This window comes from Paenibacillus sp. 1182, from assembly GCF_017833915.1.
In the GTDB taxonomy this organism is placed as follows: Bacteria; Bacillota; Bacilli; order Paenibacillales; family Paenibacillaceae; genus Paenibacillus; species Paenibacillus polymyxa_D.
The window spans coordinates 183,909-202,258 of the sequence record NZ_JAFICR010000008.1; the positions used below are offsets into that span (position 1 = coordinate 183,909).

General features: G+C 45.3%; 19 protein-coding genes. 11 read left to right on the plus strand and 8 right to left on the minus strand.

Going from position 1 to position 18,350, the window contains the following annotated elements; all coding sequences use genetic code 11:
* The first annotated feature begins 13 nt into the window (after positions 1–13).
* The 4 genes from JOD82_RS17475 to JOD82_RS17490 are packed head-to-tail and all read left to right on the plus strand — an operon-like array spanning position 14 to position 3,940.
* A complete protein-coding gene (locus JOD82_RS17475; protein WP_209949727.1) occupies positions 14–1,255 on the plus strand; it encodes a sialidase family protein in 1,242 nt (413 codons plus the stop codon).
* Complete coding sequence (locus JOD82_RS17480; RefSeq protein ID WP_209949728.1) at positions 1,255–2,481, plus strand: sialidase family protein; 1,227 nt, start codon at positions 1,255–1,257, stop codon at positions 2,479–2,481. Before JOD82_RS17475 ends, JOD82_RS17480 begins: the two co-directional genes overlap by 1 nt.
* A gap of 33 nt (positions 2,482–2,514) precedes the next feature.
* Positions 2,515–3,735, plus strand: a complete 1,221-nt coding sequence (locus tag JOD82_RS17485) for a glycosyltransferase family 4 protein (RefSeq protein ID WP_069012651.1) — start codon at positions 2,515–2,517, stop codon at positions 3,733–3,735.
* Positions 3,736–3,766: 31 nt separating this feature from the next.
* The gene (locus tag JOD82_RS17490) at positions 3,767–3,940 is read left to right on the plus strand and encodes a hypothetical protein (protein ID WP_165148594.1); all 174 of its coding nucleotides are present in this window, start codon (positions 3,767–3,769) and stop codon (positions 3,938–3,940) included.
* A 65-nt stretch (positions 3,941–4,005) separates the two neighbouring features.
* Here the strand turns inward: JOD82_RS17490 and JOD82_RS17495 are convergent, their stop codons facing one another.
* Together JOD82_RS17495 and JOD82_RS17500 are read right to left on the minus strand one after the other, a co-directional pair.
* Complete coding sequence (locus JOD82_RS17495; RefSeq protein ID WP_029518293.1) at positions 4,006–4,428, minus strand: hypothetical protein; 423 nt, start codon at positions 4,426–4,428, stop codon at positions 4,006–4,008.
* A 25-nt stretch (positions 4,429–4,453) separates the two neighbouring features.
* Positions 4,454–4,801, minus strand: coding sequence for a hypothetical protein (locus JOD82_RS17500; protein WP_029518294.1), 348 nt, complete (start codon positions 4,799–4,801; stop codon positions 4,454–4,456).
* Between the two features lie 245 nt (positions 4,802–5,046).
* Between JOD82_RS17500 and JOD82_RS17505 the strand changes: the two genes are divergently transcribed.
* From JOD82_RS17505 to JOD82_RS17515, 3 genes are all read left to right on the plus strand, one after another.
* A complete protein-coding gene (locus tag JOD82_RS17505) occupies positions 5,047–5,694 on the plus strand; it encodes a DUF1796 family putative cysteine peptidase (protein ID WP_029518295.1) in 648 nt (215 codons plus the stop codon).
* Entirely contained in the window at positions 5,687–6,313 is a 627-nt protein-coding gene (locus tag JOD82_RS17510) for a DUF1796 family putative cysteine peptidase (RefSeq protein ID WP_069012652.1), read from the plus strand. The genes JOD82_RS17505 and JOD82_RS17510 overlap by 8 nt, the downstream gene beginning before the upstream one ends.
* A 131-nt stretch (positions 6,314–6,444) precedes the next feature.
* Positions 6,445–7,377: an NAD-dependent epimerase/dehydratase family protein gene (locus JOD82_RS17515; protein WP_209949729.1), complete on the plus strand. Its 933-nt coding sequence runs from the start codon at positions 6,445–6,447 to the stop codon at positions 7,375–7,377.
* Positions 7,378–7,442: 65 nt separating this feature from the next.
* On the opposite strand, the gene JOD82_RS17520 is transcribed toward JOD82_RS17515, so the two are convergent.
* The 5 genes from JOD82_RS17520 to JOD82_RS17540 all read right to left on the minus strand — a co-directional run bounded on the left by JOD82_RS17520 (position 7,443) and on the right by JOD82_RS17540 (position 13,037).
* A complete protein-coding gene (locus JOD82_RS17520) occupies positions 7,443–7,769 on the minus strand; it encodes a PTS sugar transporter subunit IIB (RefSeq protein ID WP_039272650.1) in 327 nt (108 codons plus the stop codon).
* 29 nt (positions 7,770–7,798) lie between these two features.
* Positions 7,799–9,235: a glycoside hydrolase family 1 protein gene (locus tag JOD82_RS17525; RefSeq protein ID WP_209949730.1), complete on the minus strand. Its 1,437-nt coding sequence runs from the start codon at positions 9,233–9,235 to the stop codon at positions 7,799–7,801.
* A 70-nt stretch (positions 9,236–9,305) separates the two neighbouring features.
* Complete coding sequence (locus JOD82_RS17530; protein WP_209949731.1) at positions 9,306–10,601, minus strand: PTS sugar transporter subunit IIC; 1,296 nt, start codon at positions 10,599–10,601, stop codon at positions 9,306–9,308.
* Positions 10,602–10,619: 18 nt separating this feature from the next.
* Positions 10,620–10,988, minus strand: a complete 369-nt coding sequence (locus JOD82_RS17535; protein ID WP_312887696.1) for a PTS lactose/cellobiose transporter subunit IIA — start codon at positions 10,986–10,988, stop codon at positions 10,620–10,622.
* 123 nt (positions 10,989–11,111) lie between these two features.
* Positions 11,112–13,037: a BglG family transcription antiterminator gene (locus JOD82_RS17540; protein ID WP_209949732.1), complete on the minus strand. Its 1,926-nt coding sequence runs from the start codon at positions 13,035–13,037 to the stop codon at positions 11,112–11,114.
* Between the two features lie 159 nt (positions 13,038–13,196).
* On the opposite strand from JOD82_RS17540, the gene JOD82_RS17545 reads away from it, so the two are divergent.
* The gene (locus JOD82_RS17545) at positions 13,197–13,595 is read left to right on the plus strand and encodes an Rrf2 family transcriptional regulator (protein WP_209949733.1); all 399 of its coding nucleotides are present in this window, start codon (positions 13,197–13,199) and stop codon (positions 13,593–13,595) included.
* A 114-nt stretch (positions 13,596–13,709) separates the two neighbouring features.
* Positions 13,710–14,615 carry an NAD(P)/FAD-dependent oxidoreductase gene (locus JOD82_RS17550; protein ID WP_029518304.1) on the plus strand — a complete coding sequence of 302 codons (906 nt, stop codon included), beginning with the start codon at positions 13,710–13,712 and terminating at the stop codon, positions 14,613–14,615.
* 113 nt (positions 14,616–14,728) lie between these two features.
* Here the strand turns inward: JOD82_RS17550 and JOD82_RS17555 are convergent, their stop codons facing one another.
* Positions 14,729–15,757: a LacI family DNA-binding transcriptional regulator gene (locus JOD82_RS17555; RefSeq protein WP_069012656.1), complete on the minus strand. Its 1,029-nt coding sequence runs from the start codon at positions 15,755–15,757 to the stop codon at positions 14,729–14,731.
* A 244-nt stretch (positions 15,758–16,001) separates the two neighbouring features.
* Here JOD82_RS17555 and JOD82_RS17560 point away from each other — a divergent pair, with 244 nt between their 5' ends.
* Both JOD82_RS17560 and JOD82_RS17565 read left to right on the plus strand, forming a co-directional pair.
* The gene (locus JOD82_RS17560; protein WP_165148618.1) at positions 16,002–17,282 is read left to right on the plus strand and encodes a glycoside hydrolase family 140 protein; all 1,281 of its coding nucleotides are present in this window, start codon (positions 16,002–16,004) and stop codon (positions 17,280–17,282) included.
* Positions 17,283–17,315: 33 nt separating this feature from the next.
* On the plus strand, positions 17,316–18,350 hold the full coding sequence (locus tag JOD82_RS17565; protein ID WP_029518307.1) for a Gfo/Idh/MocA family protein: 1,035 nt from the start codon (positions 17,316–17,318) through the stop codon (positions 18,348–18,350).

The following is an 18,350-nucleotide window of genomic DNA, read 5'->3' on the forward strand; positions in this document are numbered from 1 at the left end:
GGGAATGCTCGCGATGCCTTTGAATTTTCAGGTGACACCCAGCGGCCTGCCCAAATTTGAGCCTAGTGTTGCTGTTAATTTACTGAATCCGAATATTGTTATAGCTGTAGCTGTTGATTTTAGCAGTGGGCCTCCCTTGATTGGACTGTATCGCTCATTGGATGCCGGAGCGAACTGGACGGATACTTTACTGCCAATTCCACCGGGATATACAGGAGCCGAGGCAGGAATGGTAGCCTATCTGTTCCCGAATATTTTTATCATATCCGCACATGTGTTTCCGGGAAATGAGAACGGGGCTGTCGTGATCTATCGCTCTACGGACGATGGGGCCACCTTTTCCCCCCCGGTGGTCATTAATCCGGGTTTTGGAGATTACATTAATAATGACTGGACTAATATTACGACGGATAATGCGGGGGCAAGTCCCTATCTCGGGCACGTCTATGTCACGTATAACCGCCAATATAATGTAGATTTTAATGCTCAATCTGCGGCGTTCTACCAGCGTTCCACCGATGGAGGACTAACTTGGGATCGACCGTTATTGCTTTCGAATATCCAATCTTCCACAGAACGACCTGAGCCTGCGGTCGACAAATATGGAAGTGTCTATGTCAGTTGGATTCGTACGGGTCCGCAAACACCGGCTTATTTTATCCGGCGATCCTTCGATGGAGGCGCTACCTTTAGCGGGGATATTCTCGTATCCAACATAACGCTGGTGCCCAATCCTTTGCCCGTCCCCGGTTACAGCTTTAGGATACTGAATATTCCCAGCTTGGCTGCTGACTGCTCGGCTGTGCCGTCCACAACAAATACGTTATATGCCGTTTGGCAGGACTTTGGTCAGGGATACAGCAATATTTTGTTGTCCAAATCAAGCGATTTTGGCGGTACTTGGAGTGCTCCGATCATCGTGACGGACAGCCCGCCTGGCTCGCAAAATTTCTTTCCTGCGATTTCGGTGTCGCCTAAGACGGGACTGGTCGTTGTCGTGTACTATACCAATCGCTTGGACGGCTTTAATCTGGATGTGTTCGCCGCCCAATCGTCAGATGGAGGCAACACCTTTACGAACAGCCGTCTCACGACGACCTCCTTTAATCCGAATGTCGGTGGAGGCGAATCAGAGCTGATCGGCGACTATATTGATGTCGCCATTGTACCGCCGAATAGCTACATTTCCGTCTGGACGGATACGCGCACAGGCAGTTTGACAATTTTTGCAGGTGTACCGGGAGGTGGGGACTGATGCCGAACGTACAGCTTACGCCTAACGGAAGGCTGGCGCAGGAGCCGAGTGTAGCTTTTAACCTGCTTGACGGTACTATTGTGTCTGCGGCTATCGATTTTACCACGGGACCGCCGTTGACGGCAGTCTACCGTTCAGGCAACGGCGGTGTATCCTTCACACAGCAAATTCTACCGCTGCCAGCCGGCTATGTAGGGGCGGAATCCCATAGCGTCAGCTACGGTTTTCCCAACTTGTTTGTCATAGCCTGTCACGTATTTACCGCAGACGGCTTGAGCGGTACTATCGCTACCTATGTATCCAGAGACAACGGTAATACATTTGATCCGCCAGTGATTGCCCAGCGGGGGTATGGGACATTTGTCAATAATGTTGAGGTCGGCGTGAAATTTGATACTTCTCAGGTCAGCTCCTATACCGGAAACATTTATTTATGTTATACGCATCAGTACAATCCTGACTTTTTCGGCGGATCAGTCATGTTCTTCCAACGTTCGCAGGATGGAGGGATCACATGGGGGACACCCGTGGTGCTCACCGCTGGCTCCAATCAGATTACGCGGGGGGAAATCACTGTGAGCATTACAGGGGTGATTTATGTCGGGTACATTGTCACGAATCCGGTTAACCAATATCAGGTCATTGTGTCCTTCAATGGAGGGACAGCATTTAGTTCCTCGCTACCTGTATCTTCTGTGGTCCCGGTTCCGAGTCCGTTGCCCGTGGCCGGCTTTGGTTTCAATGTGCTGCCGGCAGCTAACATTGCCGTGGATCGCTCTACGAGCCCGAATCAGGGAACACTTTATGCGGTCTGGCAGGATAATCGGGCAGGGTATGCGGATGTGCTGCTTGCCAGGTCGGTGAATGGTGGATTAAGCTGGACTGCGCCGCAATCGGTGACAGGGGCCAGTGCAGGGGCACAGCATTTTTTCCCGGCTATTGATGTTTCGCCTGTGACCGGCGTGATCAAGATCGTATATTATACCAATCAAATAACGACCTCTTTATTAGACGTATTTGTGGCCGAATCAACGGACGGAGGAAGTACATTTACGAACCTCAGAATAACAGACAGCTCCTTTAATCCTAACGGGATTAGTCCGGTTCCAGTCGTTACAATCGGTAATTTTATTGATGTAACGATCGTGCCGAATAATGGGTTTTTTGCGGTCTGGACAGATGCGTTATCGGGTTTCCAGCAAATTTACGGAAGTAATGGGGTGTAGCTCAGCGTACGAGACAGAGGAGGTGAGGCTGTTTTGAAAATTTTGTTGGCTACGTACTGGCCGATTCCTCATTTGGGTGGCGTATGGCCCTTTATGATGCAAATTAAACGGAGACTGGAGCTACTGGGCCACACGGTAGACTTGATGGGAAACGGACCGGATACACCTAAATACCATATTGTTTTTGAAGATAGGGAGCTACTGAAGGATCAACTGCTGCCCCTGCTGGATACGAAGCTGAATGAATCGGCTGTCCCTGTATTACATTTGGATTCATGGGTGCAGACGGTGGAAAAGGATCGATACTGTATGGAGCTGGCAGCGGCGTATTTCGGGGTCGAGCAGTATGATGTGATTCACACGCAAGATGTCATTGCGACGCGTGCGCTAAGTCGGGTCAAACGCAAAGATAGCGCGTTGGTAGCGAATATTCATGGCTCGCTGGCTCGTGAAGTTATGATGGCTTTGGAGCGGGATCATGAGGAGGGTTACCGTGAGACGCTGATGTGGAAGTATTATTGGGCGCTAGAGCACTATGGCGCTCTATCCGCGGATATTACCATTACGTCTACAGAATGGATGAAACAGACGCTTGTGCGTGAGTTCGAAGTGCCTGAGCAGCAGATTGCTACTTTCCAATACGGTTTGGATACCGAGCACTTCTGGGAAGTCCACGCCCGGGGAACGGACATGATACGACCTGAGGGGAAAAAAGTTATCATTTGTCCTTCACGGCTGGTCTATATCAAAGGGCTGCATTATTTAATGAGCGCTCTTGGCCTGCTGAAAGCAAGTCGTACGGATTGGGTTTGCTGGATTGTCGGGGAGGGAGATAAAAGGGAAGAGCTTCAAACACAGGCGAAGGAGCTAGGGCTGGAAGAAGACGTGGTTTTTCTGGGGCATCGTGAAGATGTACCTGCTCTTTTACAACTGGCGGACCTTTTTGTTCATCCAAGCATACAGGACAATCAGCCGTTTTCGGTCATGGAGGCGCAGATTATGGGGCTTCCGGCAGTGGTATCGGATGCGGGTGGACTGCCGGAAATGGTGAAGCATGAACACACCGGACTAGTCTCCCCGGTTGGCGATGTGGAGGCACTGGCAGCTCATTTGCAGCATTTGCTGGCACAGGATGAAGTGCGGATAGTCATGGGAAATCGTGCCAAGGCATGGGGGATCGCGCATTGGTCTCTGGATGTTATGATTGAACGACTCGTGAATATTTATGGGCAAGCGCTGAATCAAGTACGTTGAATACGTTGATTCAATAGTTAGGAGGGAGAGCATGACTTTTCCTGTCGTTGGAGACTTGTACAACCGTATTTTTGAAATCCAGCAGTCACACCCGGATTTGAAGGTCGATTACGCAATATGGAACCGAATTAACACTTCGTTGCCAGAAGATTATACGCTGCCGGACGCTGACATTTTAGAATGTCTGAAGCAATCCGCGCCATGAGAATACAGACCCTATAAAAAGGCAGGTTGGGCTTAAAACTCCCACCTGCCTTTAGTTATTTCAGCTCATTGTCCATCCGGGTTTTCGTCCATCGAATCTACATACACAGAGCCTCGAACCATGAGTGGTCCTGTAACAACAGCACGGCGGTCGGCTGATTGTACGGTCAGGCAGTATACATAAGGCTCTCCCTGTGTTCCCGTTTCCTCATAGATTAACTCGGCAAATCCCTCCTGATAACAGGAATCCTGCAACCAGTCCAGCATAGGTCCCCGCTCATCGTTGCGACGCAATCGAATATCCAGCTCCCCGATATCCCAGTTGAGCAGCGGATTTTCCCATGCCAAAGAGACTTCAATGACAATACGTCCTTCAGCTTCACTTGCAGGAATGATCAATGTAGAGAGCACGCTCTCCTGATCGGTAACCTGAAAAGGCAGTGCATATGTGCCTGGCTCAGCTTTGTTTTGAACTGAATATTTCAACATACCTTCTTCCTCCTCTGCCCGTTCATTAGGGTGTCACGGTAAAATGACTGGCTGTACGCTTAGCGACAACGTTCCCGTTTTCCAAAAATTCAGCCAGGATAAACAGCGTTTCTGGATTGTAAATATTCGTGATCACTCGCAGATAAAACGGATTTTGGGCTGCCTCCATATCCTTGAGTTCTAGCACGGAGTCAGCTTCGGGAGAAGGGCCCAGTCGAAGAAGTTGCCGCCTAAAAACGCCACTGTCATTCCCCATTTCCAGCAACACATCGACGGCCCTCTTTTCACGATTGAAAAAGGTCACATGGCAGCTTTGTATATGGGCGCTGTGGTAAGCGAGATGGTGATCGATGGTTAAAAGAAACACGGACATATGATGATGCCTCCTTGAATTCCGTTAGGTTACCAGCCTTAATATGATATGAAAAATAACCGGGATTGGACTGGATAGTTGTACGCCTCTTTGACAAAAAGCGCATCGGTGTCCAACCCTTTTCGCCGTGCTGTGCATGTAATGTAGAGTGAAACAAACTACGGCCTGAAGTCCCTTTTTCGACTACAGAAGAAGGATAGAGTAGGAACTGAGAGAAGGGTCGTATTAAAAAAGGAGGCACGGCTATGAGACTCGCACAGCTGGCAGGGGAATATGAAGCGGTCTTCAGTCTGGGGCAAAACTGTACACCTGCCATTCAATTGGAAAAGAACCGTTTGCGGCCGTTTGCCGGGGTACTGGATTGGATGATGTCTGACACGCTGTCCGATGTGAACCGCTTGCTTGAAAATCGGTTTGCCGGATTTATGGAATTGCCCAATTTGAGTGTCGTTGGTACGAGCCAACTGAATTATATGGTCAGAGATATCGCTTATAATGTGATCTCGGTACATGATTTTCCGCAGGAGCGCAATACGTCCTCAGATCTGGTGACCTATCCCGAGTTCAAGGAAAAGATAGACCGTCGTATTGAACGTTTTTTTGCAAAAACACAGATGGCGAAGCGCAGCTTGTTCGTCCGTATGCTGGGAACCTATGAAGAAGTAGAGGAACTGGAACGTATTTTGTCAGGCATGGTAGCGAATGAATTTTGTTTGTTGGTAGTGAATTGTTCCGGCGTAACGGAGTTGACGGAGGTGGATTGGCAGCTTCCGCATGTATGCGCGGTGGAAATGCCTTTTGCCGATGTATGGAATTACAAGAGTGATCCGCATTGGCGTACTCTTTTTAAAGGGATGACCTTGTCTTCGGAAAGGGGAGGGCGTCGTGCTTGAGCGGTTGCAGGGGGATTATGATGCTGTATTCAGTCTGGGTGGACATTGCTTGCCTTCCATTCAGCTGGATAAAAACGGACTGCGTCCCTATGCGGGTCCGCTGGACTGGATGATTTCCGGTAACTTGTCACAGATCAGTCGCTTGCTGGACGCCCGTTTTGCCGATTTTATGGATGTTGACAGTCTACGTGTCACGGGACATGATTACGGCGAACATAACTTCATGGTCGAGGATGCAAACTATGAGATTATAGCGGCACACCATTTTCCGGTTAGCCAAAATACATCGGAGCAGCTGACTTCCTACCCTGCATTCAAAACGACGCTTGATCGCCGCATCGCACGTCTACTGGATCAATTCACGCTTGCGTCCCGTCTGCTACTAGTTCGTCTTGGAGGCAATCGGGAGCAAGCGGTGGAACTACATGATGTGTTATTACAGAGGATTACACATGATTTTCGCTTGTTATACGTGGATTATACAGGGACAGATGGTGTGACGGAGCTGGATTGGGGTTTGGAGCGGCTGGTTTCAGTGGAGCTACCGCCTGAGGATATATGGAACGGTCAGGATGAGATGTGGCGTTATATGCTGGAAAACGTGAGACTGCATGTCTGAGATGCTGAGATTCTAGAGACACATTATAGATTGTCTTCGGACTGTGCGTGTGCCTGCGCCAAGCTATAGGGAGTCGCATAACATGATGCGAAGGGAAGTCATATGCTTCGGTTCAAAAGGAGGGTGAGCTAGTGAAGGCTTTGGTCACCGGGGGAGCTGGATTTATTGGTTCTCAGCTGGTACGTGCGCTTGCTGATTCGGACATCAGAGTACATGTGCTGGATAATCTGACGACCGGAAATATGGCAAATGTGGACCCGCGCGCGGTCATGCATATTGCGGATATTCGCAGCTCTGAAGCTAGGACGTTGCTGATTCGGGAAAGCCCGGATATTGTGTTTCACTTGGCCGCACAGGCTGATGTGCAGCAATCCATCCATCAACCCGATGAGGACGCGGATGTGAACGTGCTGGGGACGATTCATTTATTGCAGGCTTGTCATGAAGCCGGTGTGTCAAAATTCATATTTGCTTCCACATCTGGCGTATACGGAGAGCTGCAAAAGCAATGTATACAGGAAGACGATCCCGTGGAGCCCATTTCAGGCTACGGACTGTCCAAGCTGACCGCAGAATCGTATATTCGACTTTTTTATCGGCTGCACGGTATGAACTACACGATTTTGCGTTATGGAAATGTGTACGGTCCCGGTCAGGCCGCGAAGGGAGAGGGTGGTGTTGTCGCTCTTTTTATGGAGCGGCTGAAAAAAGGAAGCCCCTTGCTCATTCACGGCGATGGGACGCAAACTCGTGACTTTGTGTACGTCAAGGATGTAGTTCGAGCGAATATGGCGGCTATTCATGCAGCGGATCAACGCACAGTACATGTAAGTACGGGACGAACGACGTCCATCAATCGACTGGCCTACGATTTACTGAAGCTGCATGGTTCGTCTGTCCGCCCTGTGTATTCACCAGCGCGAGCTGGAGACATTCACCATAGCTGTCTTAGTAACGCAGTCGCCAGACATTGGCTTCGTTGGGAACCGCTATACGGCATTTCTGCCGGTTTACAGGAAACGTATGTGAGTAGTATGGGCTCAGGCAAAGAAGATATGTCGTGATAAAGAGCGCGCAACTCAAGAAGAGACTGAGGGAATTCTCAGCCTCTTTTTCATTTGAATAGCAATTAGATGTTCTCGCCAGCCAGCTTAAAGGCTTGATCTAGGACAGCTGCACCGTTCCCTCTACCATAAGCCAACGTGTCAATGACATCTACTGGGATACCATAGGGAGCTGCAATTTCGGTGACTGCCTTTTTACGCATCCGCACTTGAGGTCCGAGCAAAATAGCAATCACGGAATCTGTAATGCCTTCCAGCTCTTCCTTGATGGTGCTTTCGGGGATGGCTTCGATGTTCAGCTCTATGGATCTTGCTGCTGCTTCTTTTTTCATTTTAGAAACCAAAATGGATGTGGACATACCCGCAGCACATGCCAAAATAATTTTTTTCATATTTGAGCGCCTCCAGAATTCATTTTTAACTACTTGTACTCTTCATCCAGATCAGCAATAAATGAGCGTTCTTTGATCGCGGCCTGATACCAGTAGCCGGATTTCTTCAAATGCCGACTTCGATCATTGTCCAGGTTAATTTCTACCAGTCCATAGCGATTTTTAAAAGCATTCATGGGAGAAACGTTGTCTGTAAAGGCCCACAGCATATAACCTGTACAGTTGGAGCCCGCTTCTACAGCTTGTAATGTGTAGTACAAATGCTCTGTTATAAAGTCAATACGATAGTCGTCCTGAATGATGTGTTCCTCATTTTTGAAAGCAGCTTCATTCTCAATACCCATACCATTTTCTGCGACAAACCACTCGATATTGTGATATTCGTTCTTAATGCGCATTCCCATATCGTAAATGATTTTAGGATAAATCTCCCAGCCCCGTGACTTGTTCATTCTTTTACCCGGAAGATCAAAATGCTCATAGTAGTAAGAGGGGTGGAAGGGGGTGTTTTCGTTCCACGCTTTACTCTGCACTTTGACCCGATGGGGATAATAGAGATTGATTCCGACGTAGTCAACGGTATTTTCCTTAATTACGGTCAGTTCTTCCGTTGTAGCTTCAAATGCAATATCATGCTTGCCCATGAGATCGAACAATTCTTGCGGGTATTCGCCTTTAATAAGCGGGTCCAGAAATACTCGATTGTAAAATAAATCATACACATGTGCCGCATACTGGTCATGAGGGGCGCTTGATCGGGCATAAGTGACTTCAGGATTCAGAATAACGCCTATTTTAGCCCCGTGCTGACTATAGTTTTTTGCTTTGAAAAGCTGTACGCACTTTGCGGTAGCCAGCGTTTTGTTATAGTTCCATTGCATCCACTTCCGCGTATTTTGTTCATAGGGATAGCGAAGGGCATCTAGATAGACACGAGTCTGTACAACAATGGGCTCATTAAACGTAAACCAGTGCTTGACCCGATCGCCGTACCGTTCAAACACTTTTTCCGCATATTTTACAAATAACTCCACTACATGCTTGGAAGACCAGCCTTCATATTTATCCAGCAGGTAGGCAGGGACCTCATAGTGTTCCAGACAAATCATCGGCTCGACTCCGCTTGCAATCAGCTCATCAATGACCCGGCCCATATAATCCGCATACGTTTCATCCACCACTACATTCTCATAATCCGTTAAGAAGCGGGACCAATTAATAGAAGTACGATAATGGGTTAAGCCGATCTGCTTCATCAGCGCAATATCTTCGGTATAGCGATTATAAAAGTCGGTTGCAACCGCGGGCCCATATCCATTGTGCCAGACATAGCGGTCATTTTTGTACCATTGGTCCAGGAATGAGTCCTGACCTTCTTTTTTACCGCTCCATCCCTCTGTCTGCCAGGCGGAAGCTGCTGCACCCATGATGAAATTCGACGGAATTTGTATCGTATGTTTAGCCATGACATGTTTCTCCTTTTCATTGTATAAAGAATGCGTTTTCAATTAATTAGTGTATTTCTATAGTAGCGCATTATTCAGTCGTTCGCTTGTTGGCAATTTTGACGAACGGGAAATAAATGATAATCGCTACCACAATGCAAATGATCTGAGTGACGACAGCGCCAATGCTTCCACCTGTAGACAGGTAGGCATTAATAATAGGCGGAGTAGTCCATGGAACCATGACGACGGCTTTACCTGCAAATCCAAGCAACGTCGAGAAGTAACCAATCGTTCCTGTGATGAGCGGAGTAATAATGAAAGGGATAGCCATCAATGGATTCAACATAATCGGAAGTCCGAAAATGACAGGCTCATTAATATTAAACAGACCTGGGCCGAGCGAAAGCTTTGTTATTTCCTTCATATCTTCACGCTTGGAAGCGATCATAATACAAATCAAGAGGGCTAGCGTAATCCCTGAACCACCGATACTCATATATACGTCCCAGAAAGGCATCGTAATAATGTTCGGAATGGGCAGTCCTTGCTCATAAGCAGTCATGTTGACGGTAATCGCGCCAAGCAGCAGGGGTTCACGAATGGGCTTTACCATTTGGTTCCCGTGAATACCGATCACCCAGAAGATTTGCGCAACCAGCATCAGCACCAGTATACCTGGCAGTCCCTGTACTACGGTCTCCAGAGGTTTTTGCACCACATTATAGACGGCATCGTACAGGTAGAGACCTGTAAACTTATGAAAGAAAAATCCGAGCATGGAGAAGACAGTCACCGTAATAATGGTAGGAATGAGTGCGGAGAAAGAAACGGCCACATTGCTGGGAACACTTTCAGGCATTTTGATTTTTAGCTTGTCGGACTTACCCAGTTTGCTGTATAGCTCAACGGACAGGATGCTTATGAAAATCCCTAAAAACAAGCTCTTGGTATCCGTAAATTGACGGGCTATGACGTCTGTTACTTGTTGCATGTCACCGTTAACCATCAACTCTATCGTGGTTGGTGTCACAGAGATAAAACAGATTAAAGCAAGCAAACCGGGGAAAAGATTTTTCTCACCATTAATTTTTCCTAGCTCCAGACCAATCATGAAAACAGCCAGAATGGTAAGGATATTCAAGCTGGCATAGTTAATGCCTGAGAAAATCGGTTTGTACTCAGCCAGGAATGAGAATGGCCTAAAATGGGCCAAACCATTGACTGGGTCCATGACCATATTGGAAATCAGTACAGCAAAGGCCCCGACAATAATAACGGGCATCAATGTGATAAAAGCTGATTTGATCGCTATAATATATTTAAAATTGTTGATTGCATTTGCTACCGATGTGAGGCCGTCAACCAGTTTGTCTTTGAATGCCATGGGATAGCGTCCCTCCCTCTACGATTTCGGTACGAATTGATCCATGCGTTCATACAGGTCTACAAACTCTGAGGCCATATCGCGAATGGTGATGGCATTCATCAAATGATCTTGAGCATGTACCATCATGACAGACATCTCTGTTTTTTCACCCGCTGCTTCCTTACGGATGATTCTGGTTTGAATCTTGTGGGAGGACACCAGTTCTTTTTTTGCTGAGGCTAATTCTTCTTTGGCTTCACGAAATTTCCCCGCCTTTGCAAGCTCAATCGCCTCCATGGCGGAGCTGCGTGCATTCCCTGCGTATAATATAATTTGGAATACAATCTCTGTATCATCCATGTCCTCCATGTTCACGTCGTGCTCTGTAGATTCATCATGATTCACGTGATCCTCTCTCCTTTCAATCATCTCGTTCGTATGGCTATTATAATTTGGAATCGCTTTCAACATAACACACATTATTTCCTCTTCTTAACGGAAATCAATCGTTCTTCATACTCCTTATGTTCAACTATTTTTATGCAACACTTCTATGAATTCTGTATACGTTTTGCAGCGAATAAGCTGCTGGACGAGCTGTTCATTATTTAAAATTTCAAGCAAAATATGATACATAGTCTGTAAATCTTCTGATTTGGTGCGCTGTATACAGAGCATACAAATAAACTGTACCGGCTTGCCATCCCAATCGATTGCTTTTTGTAATGTACAGATGGCCCAGAACGTAGAATCTGCGAAAGGTTCCATCGGATGCGGGATCGCGACCAAGTTACCAAATGAAGTGGGGGAAACGGCTTCACGCTCTATCACCGATTGCAGCAGGGGGCCTTTTATAAGATTTGCTTCGTGTATTTTTTCGGCTATAAATTTAAGCACTTGGAGTTTGTTCTCAAACTTCTGCTGAAGGAAGACCAATTTTTTTCGTACATACTGCACAGCAGGAAGTCTGGCTTCAGAAATGGCTTGCTCAATTTTCGTAATATCGGAACTGCCCAAAAATGTATTCACATGGATCATGGGGATAGAAAGCGGTTCTGAAATGGGGATCGTGCTAATGACAAAGTCCAGTGTATCCAACGGCATTTGTTTCAGCTTATAAAGTTCAGTGGTTCCCACGATATCCAACCTGGAACCGAAGACCGATTGAAGCTTATAATACAGCAGCTTAGCACTGCCGAGTCCAGAAGCACATACGATCATACATCTTTTGGGTGCGCCCTCCATTTTCTTTCTTTCCATCGCGACTCCGATATGAATGGCTAAATAACCAATTTCATTTTCCTCAATGTGTATATGAAGCCGCTGCTTGATGACCTCCGCAGCAATGATACCTGCTTCAAAGGCAAGCGGGTAATTGGCTTTGATTTCATCCAGCATAGGATTGCGCAAATTCATTCCGTATTGATAACGGTTAATCACTGGTTTGAGGTGAAGGCAAAATGCAATCAGTAATTCTTGATCGTTATGAATGTTCATCTTCAACTGCTGATCAATTTGGTCTAGTATTTCGATAGTCAGTTCGTAGATATCTTTATCAATGATCTTTTTAATCTCCACTTCATCCATATGCGCACTAACGACTGTCCTTACACCCAGCAGGTGCACAGCAATGTACGCAACTTCAACAAGTGGAAAGGAGTGCTTCATGTTTTGTTCCAAAGCAGATACGATCTCAGTCGCCACCCTAAACTCTTTTTGTGCTTCAATTTTTTTCATCTCTTGCGGATAATACGACACATACCTTTCTTCGCGAATGCGCTTACATGCTATAGCAATATGAATGACCAGATTGTTCAGGGCAATGTCCGATAACTGAATATCATGGATCTCAATACGATCCAGAATCACTTCTCTTATGAATTCCATCTCTTCGTTAGAGATCAGAGGAGGGTGGGACATCTGCTGCTCGCCTATTTCATCTGTCCTACTGAATATATAGTCGGAAATGCAATAACGCAGCTTGGCCTCGTTCCCTTTGACTCGAATCCCATGATAAGGTTTGTTTTCCAGGGATAGTCCGTAAGTTGTCAGTAGCTTGCGCAGTTCTTTGAGGTCATTCTGTAAAGTAGACCGACTAACATACAGAGTCTCAGCTAAATCATCAAGTTTGATATATGCATTGGTAAGTAACAGCTTTTTCATTAAAAAACGATTTCTGGCTTCAGAAGAACTCGCTAATGGATAGGGCACATTATTTTCATCATCCTTTAATTGCTTTAGCAGATGATGAAATGCTTGTTCGTCCCGAATCTCTAACTTGTAGCCTGTTCCTTTAAGGGGTTTAACTGCTGCTCCATGCTTTGACAACAGTGCACCCAATTCCTTTAAATCCGTTCGTATCGTTCGAGAAGATACCTTCAATGCATTTGCCAAGTGTTCTCCTTTAACGATCTGTTCAGCAACCAATATACGAAGAATATCAAAAATACGCACGACTAGCCCCCTTTCTTAGCTGTTTCTGATGAACAGTATACAACGGTTAGAGCGTAACCAAAAGAAGGGTTGACAACAGCGTGATTCCTAGATGATCTTGACACACTCGCAGAATCGGGGATATAGTGGATACAATAAGTCTTTGATTGAGGTGTAGTTATGAAATTTACAAAAGCAACGAATTATGCTCTGCACACTATGCTCATGCTCGTTACTGATTCGTCGGTTAAGCCGGTAGGTGTTCAGCAACTGGCCGAATCCCAAAATGTTTCACCAACTTATCTTTCAAAAATTTTGACGAGGCTTGTGAAGGCTGGAATGGTCGAATCCGTTTCTGGAGCCAATGGAGGCTATCGCCTATCCCGTCATAAAGATGACATTACCTTTTTGGATATTATCCATGCCATTGAAGGAACCAATTCTTTGTTTGAATGTGATTTTGTCCACGGCTCCGAGTGCCTGATTCAAGCTGTAATGAGGGAAGCAGAGGAGAAAATGGAACGACATCTGAAAAATACGAAATTGGTCGATTTGGCGCAAAAGCAAGCACAAGTGTAAAGTGAGCGATTTTATATAGAAAGAGGGTGGTTGCCAGTTATGTAAAACGGTGTTTTTTTGGTTATATCGCAGACATAAAGAGTCTTTAATATCTTTTAAAAGGAGTTGGGTGTTATGCTATACGATTGCGCTATTATTGGCGGAGGGCCTGCTGGGTTGAATGCAGCCCTCGTGCTGGGCAGGGCAAGGAGAAGTGTGGCCTTGATTGATAATAATCGGCCCAGAAATGCGGTTACGCATGCGTCGCACGGTTTTATTACAAGAGATGGCGTAACGCCATCTGAGTTCCGCCGTGTAGCTTATGAGGAAGTGCTGCGTTATCCGTCTGTTCATCATTTGCAAACCGAGGTTGTTTCGATTATGAAAAACGTATCCGGATTTGAGGGGTTTGATTCGTCAGGCCTTCGCGTTCAAGCGCGAAAATTGATATTAGCGACGGGCGTGAAGGAGATATTCCCCAAGATCGAAGGTTTTTATCCGTTATACGGGAAAAGTTTGTTTAATTGCCCTTATTGCGACGGTTGGGAGCTGCGGGATCAACCGCTTGTCCTTGTCTCTGAATCGGCGGCTATATTTCATACAGCCAAACTACTCCTTAATTGGAGCAAGGATTTGATCGTCTGTACGAACGGTCATGCATCCCTGTCGGACGAGCAAAAAGAACGGCTTCAATCCAAGGGGATAGTAGTAATAGAGCAACCTGTTGCGGCGTTCATCGGCCACAATGGAAAGCTTGAGCACGTGCGCTTTACGGATGGCACTCAAGTCCCGAGGATCGGCGGCTTCGTGACTCCCCAGTTTGTACAAAGTGCACCGTTTGGAGAACATTTGGGCTGTGAAAGAACGGAGTCGGGCGGGATCAAGACGGATGAAGCGGGGAGAACCTCCATACCTGGTGTATATGCTGCTGGGGATTCATCGTACTTCATGCCTTCTCAGTTGATTTTTGCCGCGGCCGACGGCAGTCGAACTGCTGCGAGCGTAAATATGGATTTGACAGAGGAAGATTTCAACGAATGACGAGAAATTGGAAATGTCCAATATGGAATCCGATAATAGAAAAGGCCGCCAATATGGCGGCTTTATTCTAAAATCATAGAGAGAGTAAGCAATAATGAACCAATGATCATAGGTCATTCTGTGACTAAACAAGACCTTCTTTCAATAACCTCTGTATTCACAAGAACCTGAGTATGATGCCCCTGATGATGGTTAAGCCTCTCCATAAGCAAGTTTACAGCCGTTCGGGCCAAAATATCCTTTTTCACATGAATGGTTGTGAGTTCCGGGCTAATGACCTTCGCTTCATGTATATTATCAAAGCCCATGATGGAAATTTGTTCAGGCACTCGAATGTTCATTTCCTGAAACGTTTTAATGGCACTGATCGCCATATAATCATTTTCGCAAAATAGGGCCGAAGGTAGCTCGTCCAATTCATGAATAGCTGTTCTAAATGCGTCCTGTGACATCACAAGCATGGGATGCATATCAAATGTAAGCCCATTTTCTATGGAAAGATTGTGCTCCTCTAAAGCCGCCATAAACCCTTCCTTTCGTTTTTTAAAGTTCAGAATTCTGGTACTGGATTGTACGTATCCTATCTTTCTGTGTCCTGACTGAATTAAATATTGGCCTGCCTGATACCCACCGAGATAGTTATTAATAGATACGAAACTGGCATCGACGTGTTCAAAGCAAGTATCCAAAATAACAATATTGGAATGAATGGATTGTATGGAATGAATAATCTCGGAAGTTAAATTGGTGCCAAGTAGAAGTATGCCTGAAGAGGGCTGATCTTTTTCCAAAGCAGATAATTCTTCTTCGAGGCTATGGCTATCAAAAGACGAAAAAATCAAGGTGTTTCCATGTTCTCTCACCTGATTGGTAATATGATGAATTAATTCGTTAAAAAATGGAAGTGAATCATAGTGCTCTGTTACGATGTCTGTATTTTTACAGGCCACAAAACGAATCACATGATGATTTTTAATGGCTTCCTTGTTTGTCTTCATGGTGCGTGGTTTATATCCATGCTCTTGGGCTATTTTTAGAATGTGCTCCTTGGTTTCTTCACTGACTCCGGGTTTGTTATTAAAAGCAAGAGAAACAGCAGATTTAGAAACACCTGCAAGCCTTGCAATATCATCAATTTTCAATGTGGAACCCCCTATTGAACTAAACTACATAAATTATATCATTACTCAGCAAGAAAGTTTAGCTCATAAACTAAACTAAACTAAATAACTAAAAGTAAAAATTCGTTGACCTTTTATAATTTATAATGTTAATATTCAAGTGTAAAGCGCTCTAATTTAGTTTATTTCACGTAAAAAACACATAAGTTTAGTTTCTTATTTAGTTTTGTTTAGAGAATTTTGCGCATACAGCAAGAGAGGAACGGTGATTCATTTGAGTTTAAACATGGCTGAAAATCAAAGAAGTTTTACCAAAGAGGAAAAACCTTTTTTTTATTTGGCAGATACGGTGTGGAGTGTATTTACCAACGCGACGATAGAGGAGTGGAGCGATTATCTTGACTATCGGAAGATGCAAGGTTTCAATGTGTTGCAAATCAACATGCTCCGACAATGGGACGCAAGTGAATCGGATCTGAATCTACAGCCGTTTGCATTAATGGAAAATGGGGATTTCGACTACCATATATTAAACGAAGCTTATTTTGACCGGGCAGAAATCATGTTGAAGATGGCTACAGAGCGTGGATTTGTTCCAGCACTGGTTCTGTTGTGGTGTAACTATGTGCCGGATACATGGGCTGAGATGTTCCAAAAAGGTAATAAAATGCCGTTTGAATGCGTTGAACCCTATGTAACGTACGTGGTAAACCGTTTTTCTCCATTTGATCCTATTTTTCTGATTAGCGGGGATAGTGATTTTCCGACCGAACGTGCCAATTCCTATTATTTAAAAGCACTGGATATTGTACAACAATTAAGCCCTGCAAGCTTAACTACGCTGCATATTCAAGGAAGATTGAGAGAAATTCCTCCAGCCTTTGAGAAACACCAGGGTCTTGGATTCTATATGTATCAATCAGGACATAATTCCGAGTTCCAACATGTAGCCCATGAGATTGCTCAACATTTCTATTATAAGCCGGATATACGGCCTGTCATTAATGGAGAGCCATGTTATGAACAAATTAGTTACAGCCGCAATGTGTATGGCAGATACACAGCACTGGATGCCAGAAAAGCGGCATGGCAAAGCCTCCTTGCAGGCGGGGGTGCGGGCATTACCTACGGAGCGCATGGCATTTGGAGCTGGCACAAGAAAGGAAAGAAATTCGGCATTGTAGAAGGGGAAGGATTCGATAGTCCCTATGATTGGAGAACTGCATTGCAATTTGAGGGCGCATGGGATTATTCCTTTATTAAATATCTGTTTGAAATGTACAACCTGATTGGCGTAAAGCCGTTGGATATTGTTTTAAACAAGACAGAGGAAATCAGAGCTGCGGGGAACGAGAATACCATTGTGTTGTATGTCCCGGTTAACACAAAGGTACGACTAAGTATCAACGTGCAGGAATACAAGTTTACAACGATTGATTTAGCCGGGAAGCGGTTTGCTCAAACCGACGTGTCCGTCCAAAAGGATCAATCGGTGCTAGACATGCACAGCTTTGAAAGTGATGTTGTAATCATCGGAACGAAATAAAAACAGAGAAGAATGTGGATGGAGTGAAGCAACATGTGGAAAATCGGCGTTATTGGAACGGGATATTGGTCGGAGAAACATATCAAAGCATGGCAGTTTATCTCGGATGCAGAAATCAAAGGATTTTGTGATCGAAATAAAGGCTTACTTTTTGAAAAAGCAGATCAATTCCATGTCCCTACTGAATATTGTTATACCAGCCTGGAGGAGATGCTAAGCGAAGCGGATATTGATGTCGTGGACATCATTACACCTCCTGAGACACATCTGGAACTGGTTCGACTGGCGGCCGCAGCCGGAAAACATATTATGTGCCAAAAACCTTTTGCCCGTTCTGTTGAGGAAGCTGAGCAGATAGTAAGTATTGCTGAAGCAGCAGGAGTCAGACTTATGGTGACAGAAAATTGGCGTTGGCTTGAACCTTTTCAAATTATAAAAAAATTGCTGGCAGAGAATATCGTTGGAAATATGAATGTTATACGTTATACGCATACCGATTTTTATTCACCGAGGTTTGCTCCGGAAAAAGAACTGCCGCAGCCATTTTTCAGAGATATGCCCAAGCTTTTGTTTTATGAAATGGGAGTTCATTGGCTGGATACTTGGCGTTTCTTATTCGGTGAACCTCGGCGTTTGTATGCGGAAACCAAGCGGGTCAGTCCATACACACAAGGAGAAGACACGGGCATTATCATGTTAGGTTATGAACATTATTTCGGTCTTATGGACATGAGCTGGGCGACTCGCAGGGAACTGGATGGGCAGCTGTCGGAACAGGTTCTTCCCGATCATAAAGAACAACTGGTGATTGAAGGCGATGAGGCTACCCTAAAACTGTACAACACAGGTAAATTATGTCTCATTAATAATCAGGGAGTCGAAAAAGTATTGGTTGAAAAGACTGAATTAAACTATGAGGAAAGCCATAAAAAGCTACAGGCTCATTTTATAGATTGCCTCAACACGGGAAAAGAATTTCAAACGAGTGGTCACGACAATATCAAGACCCTTCAGCTTGTATTCGACACCTATGACAGCGCAGAAAATCATAAAGTTCATGTGTATTAA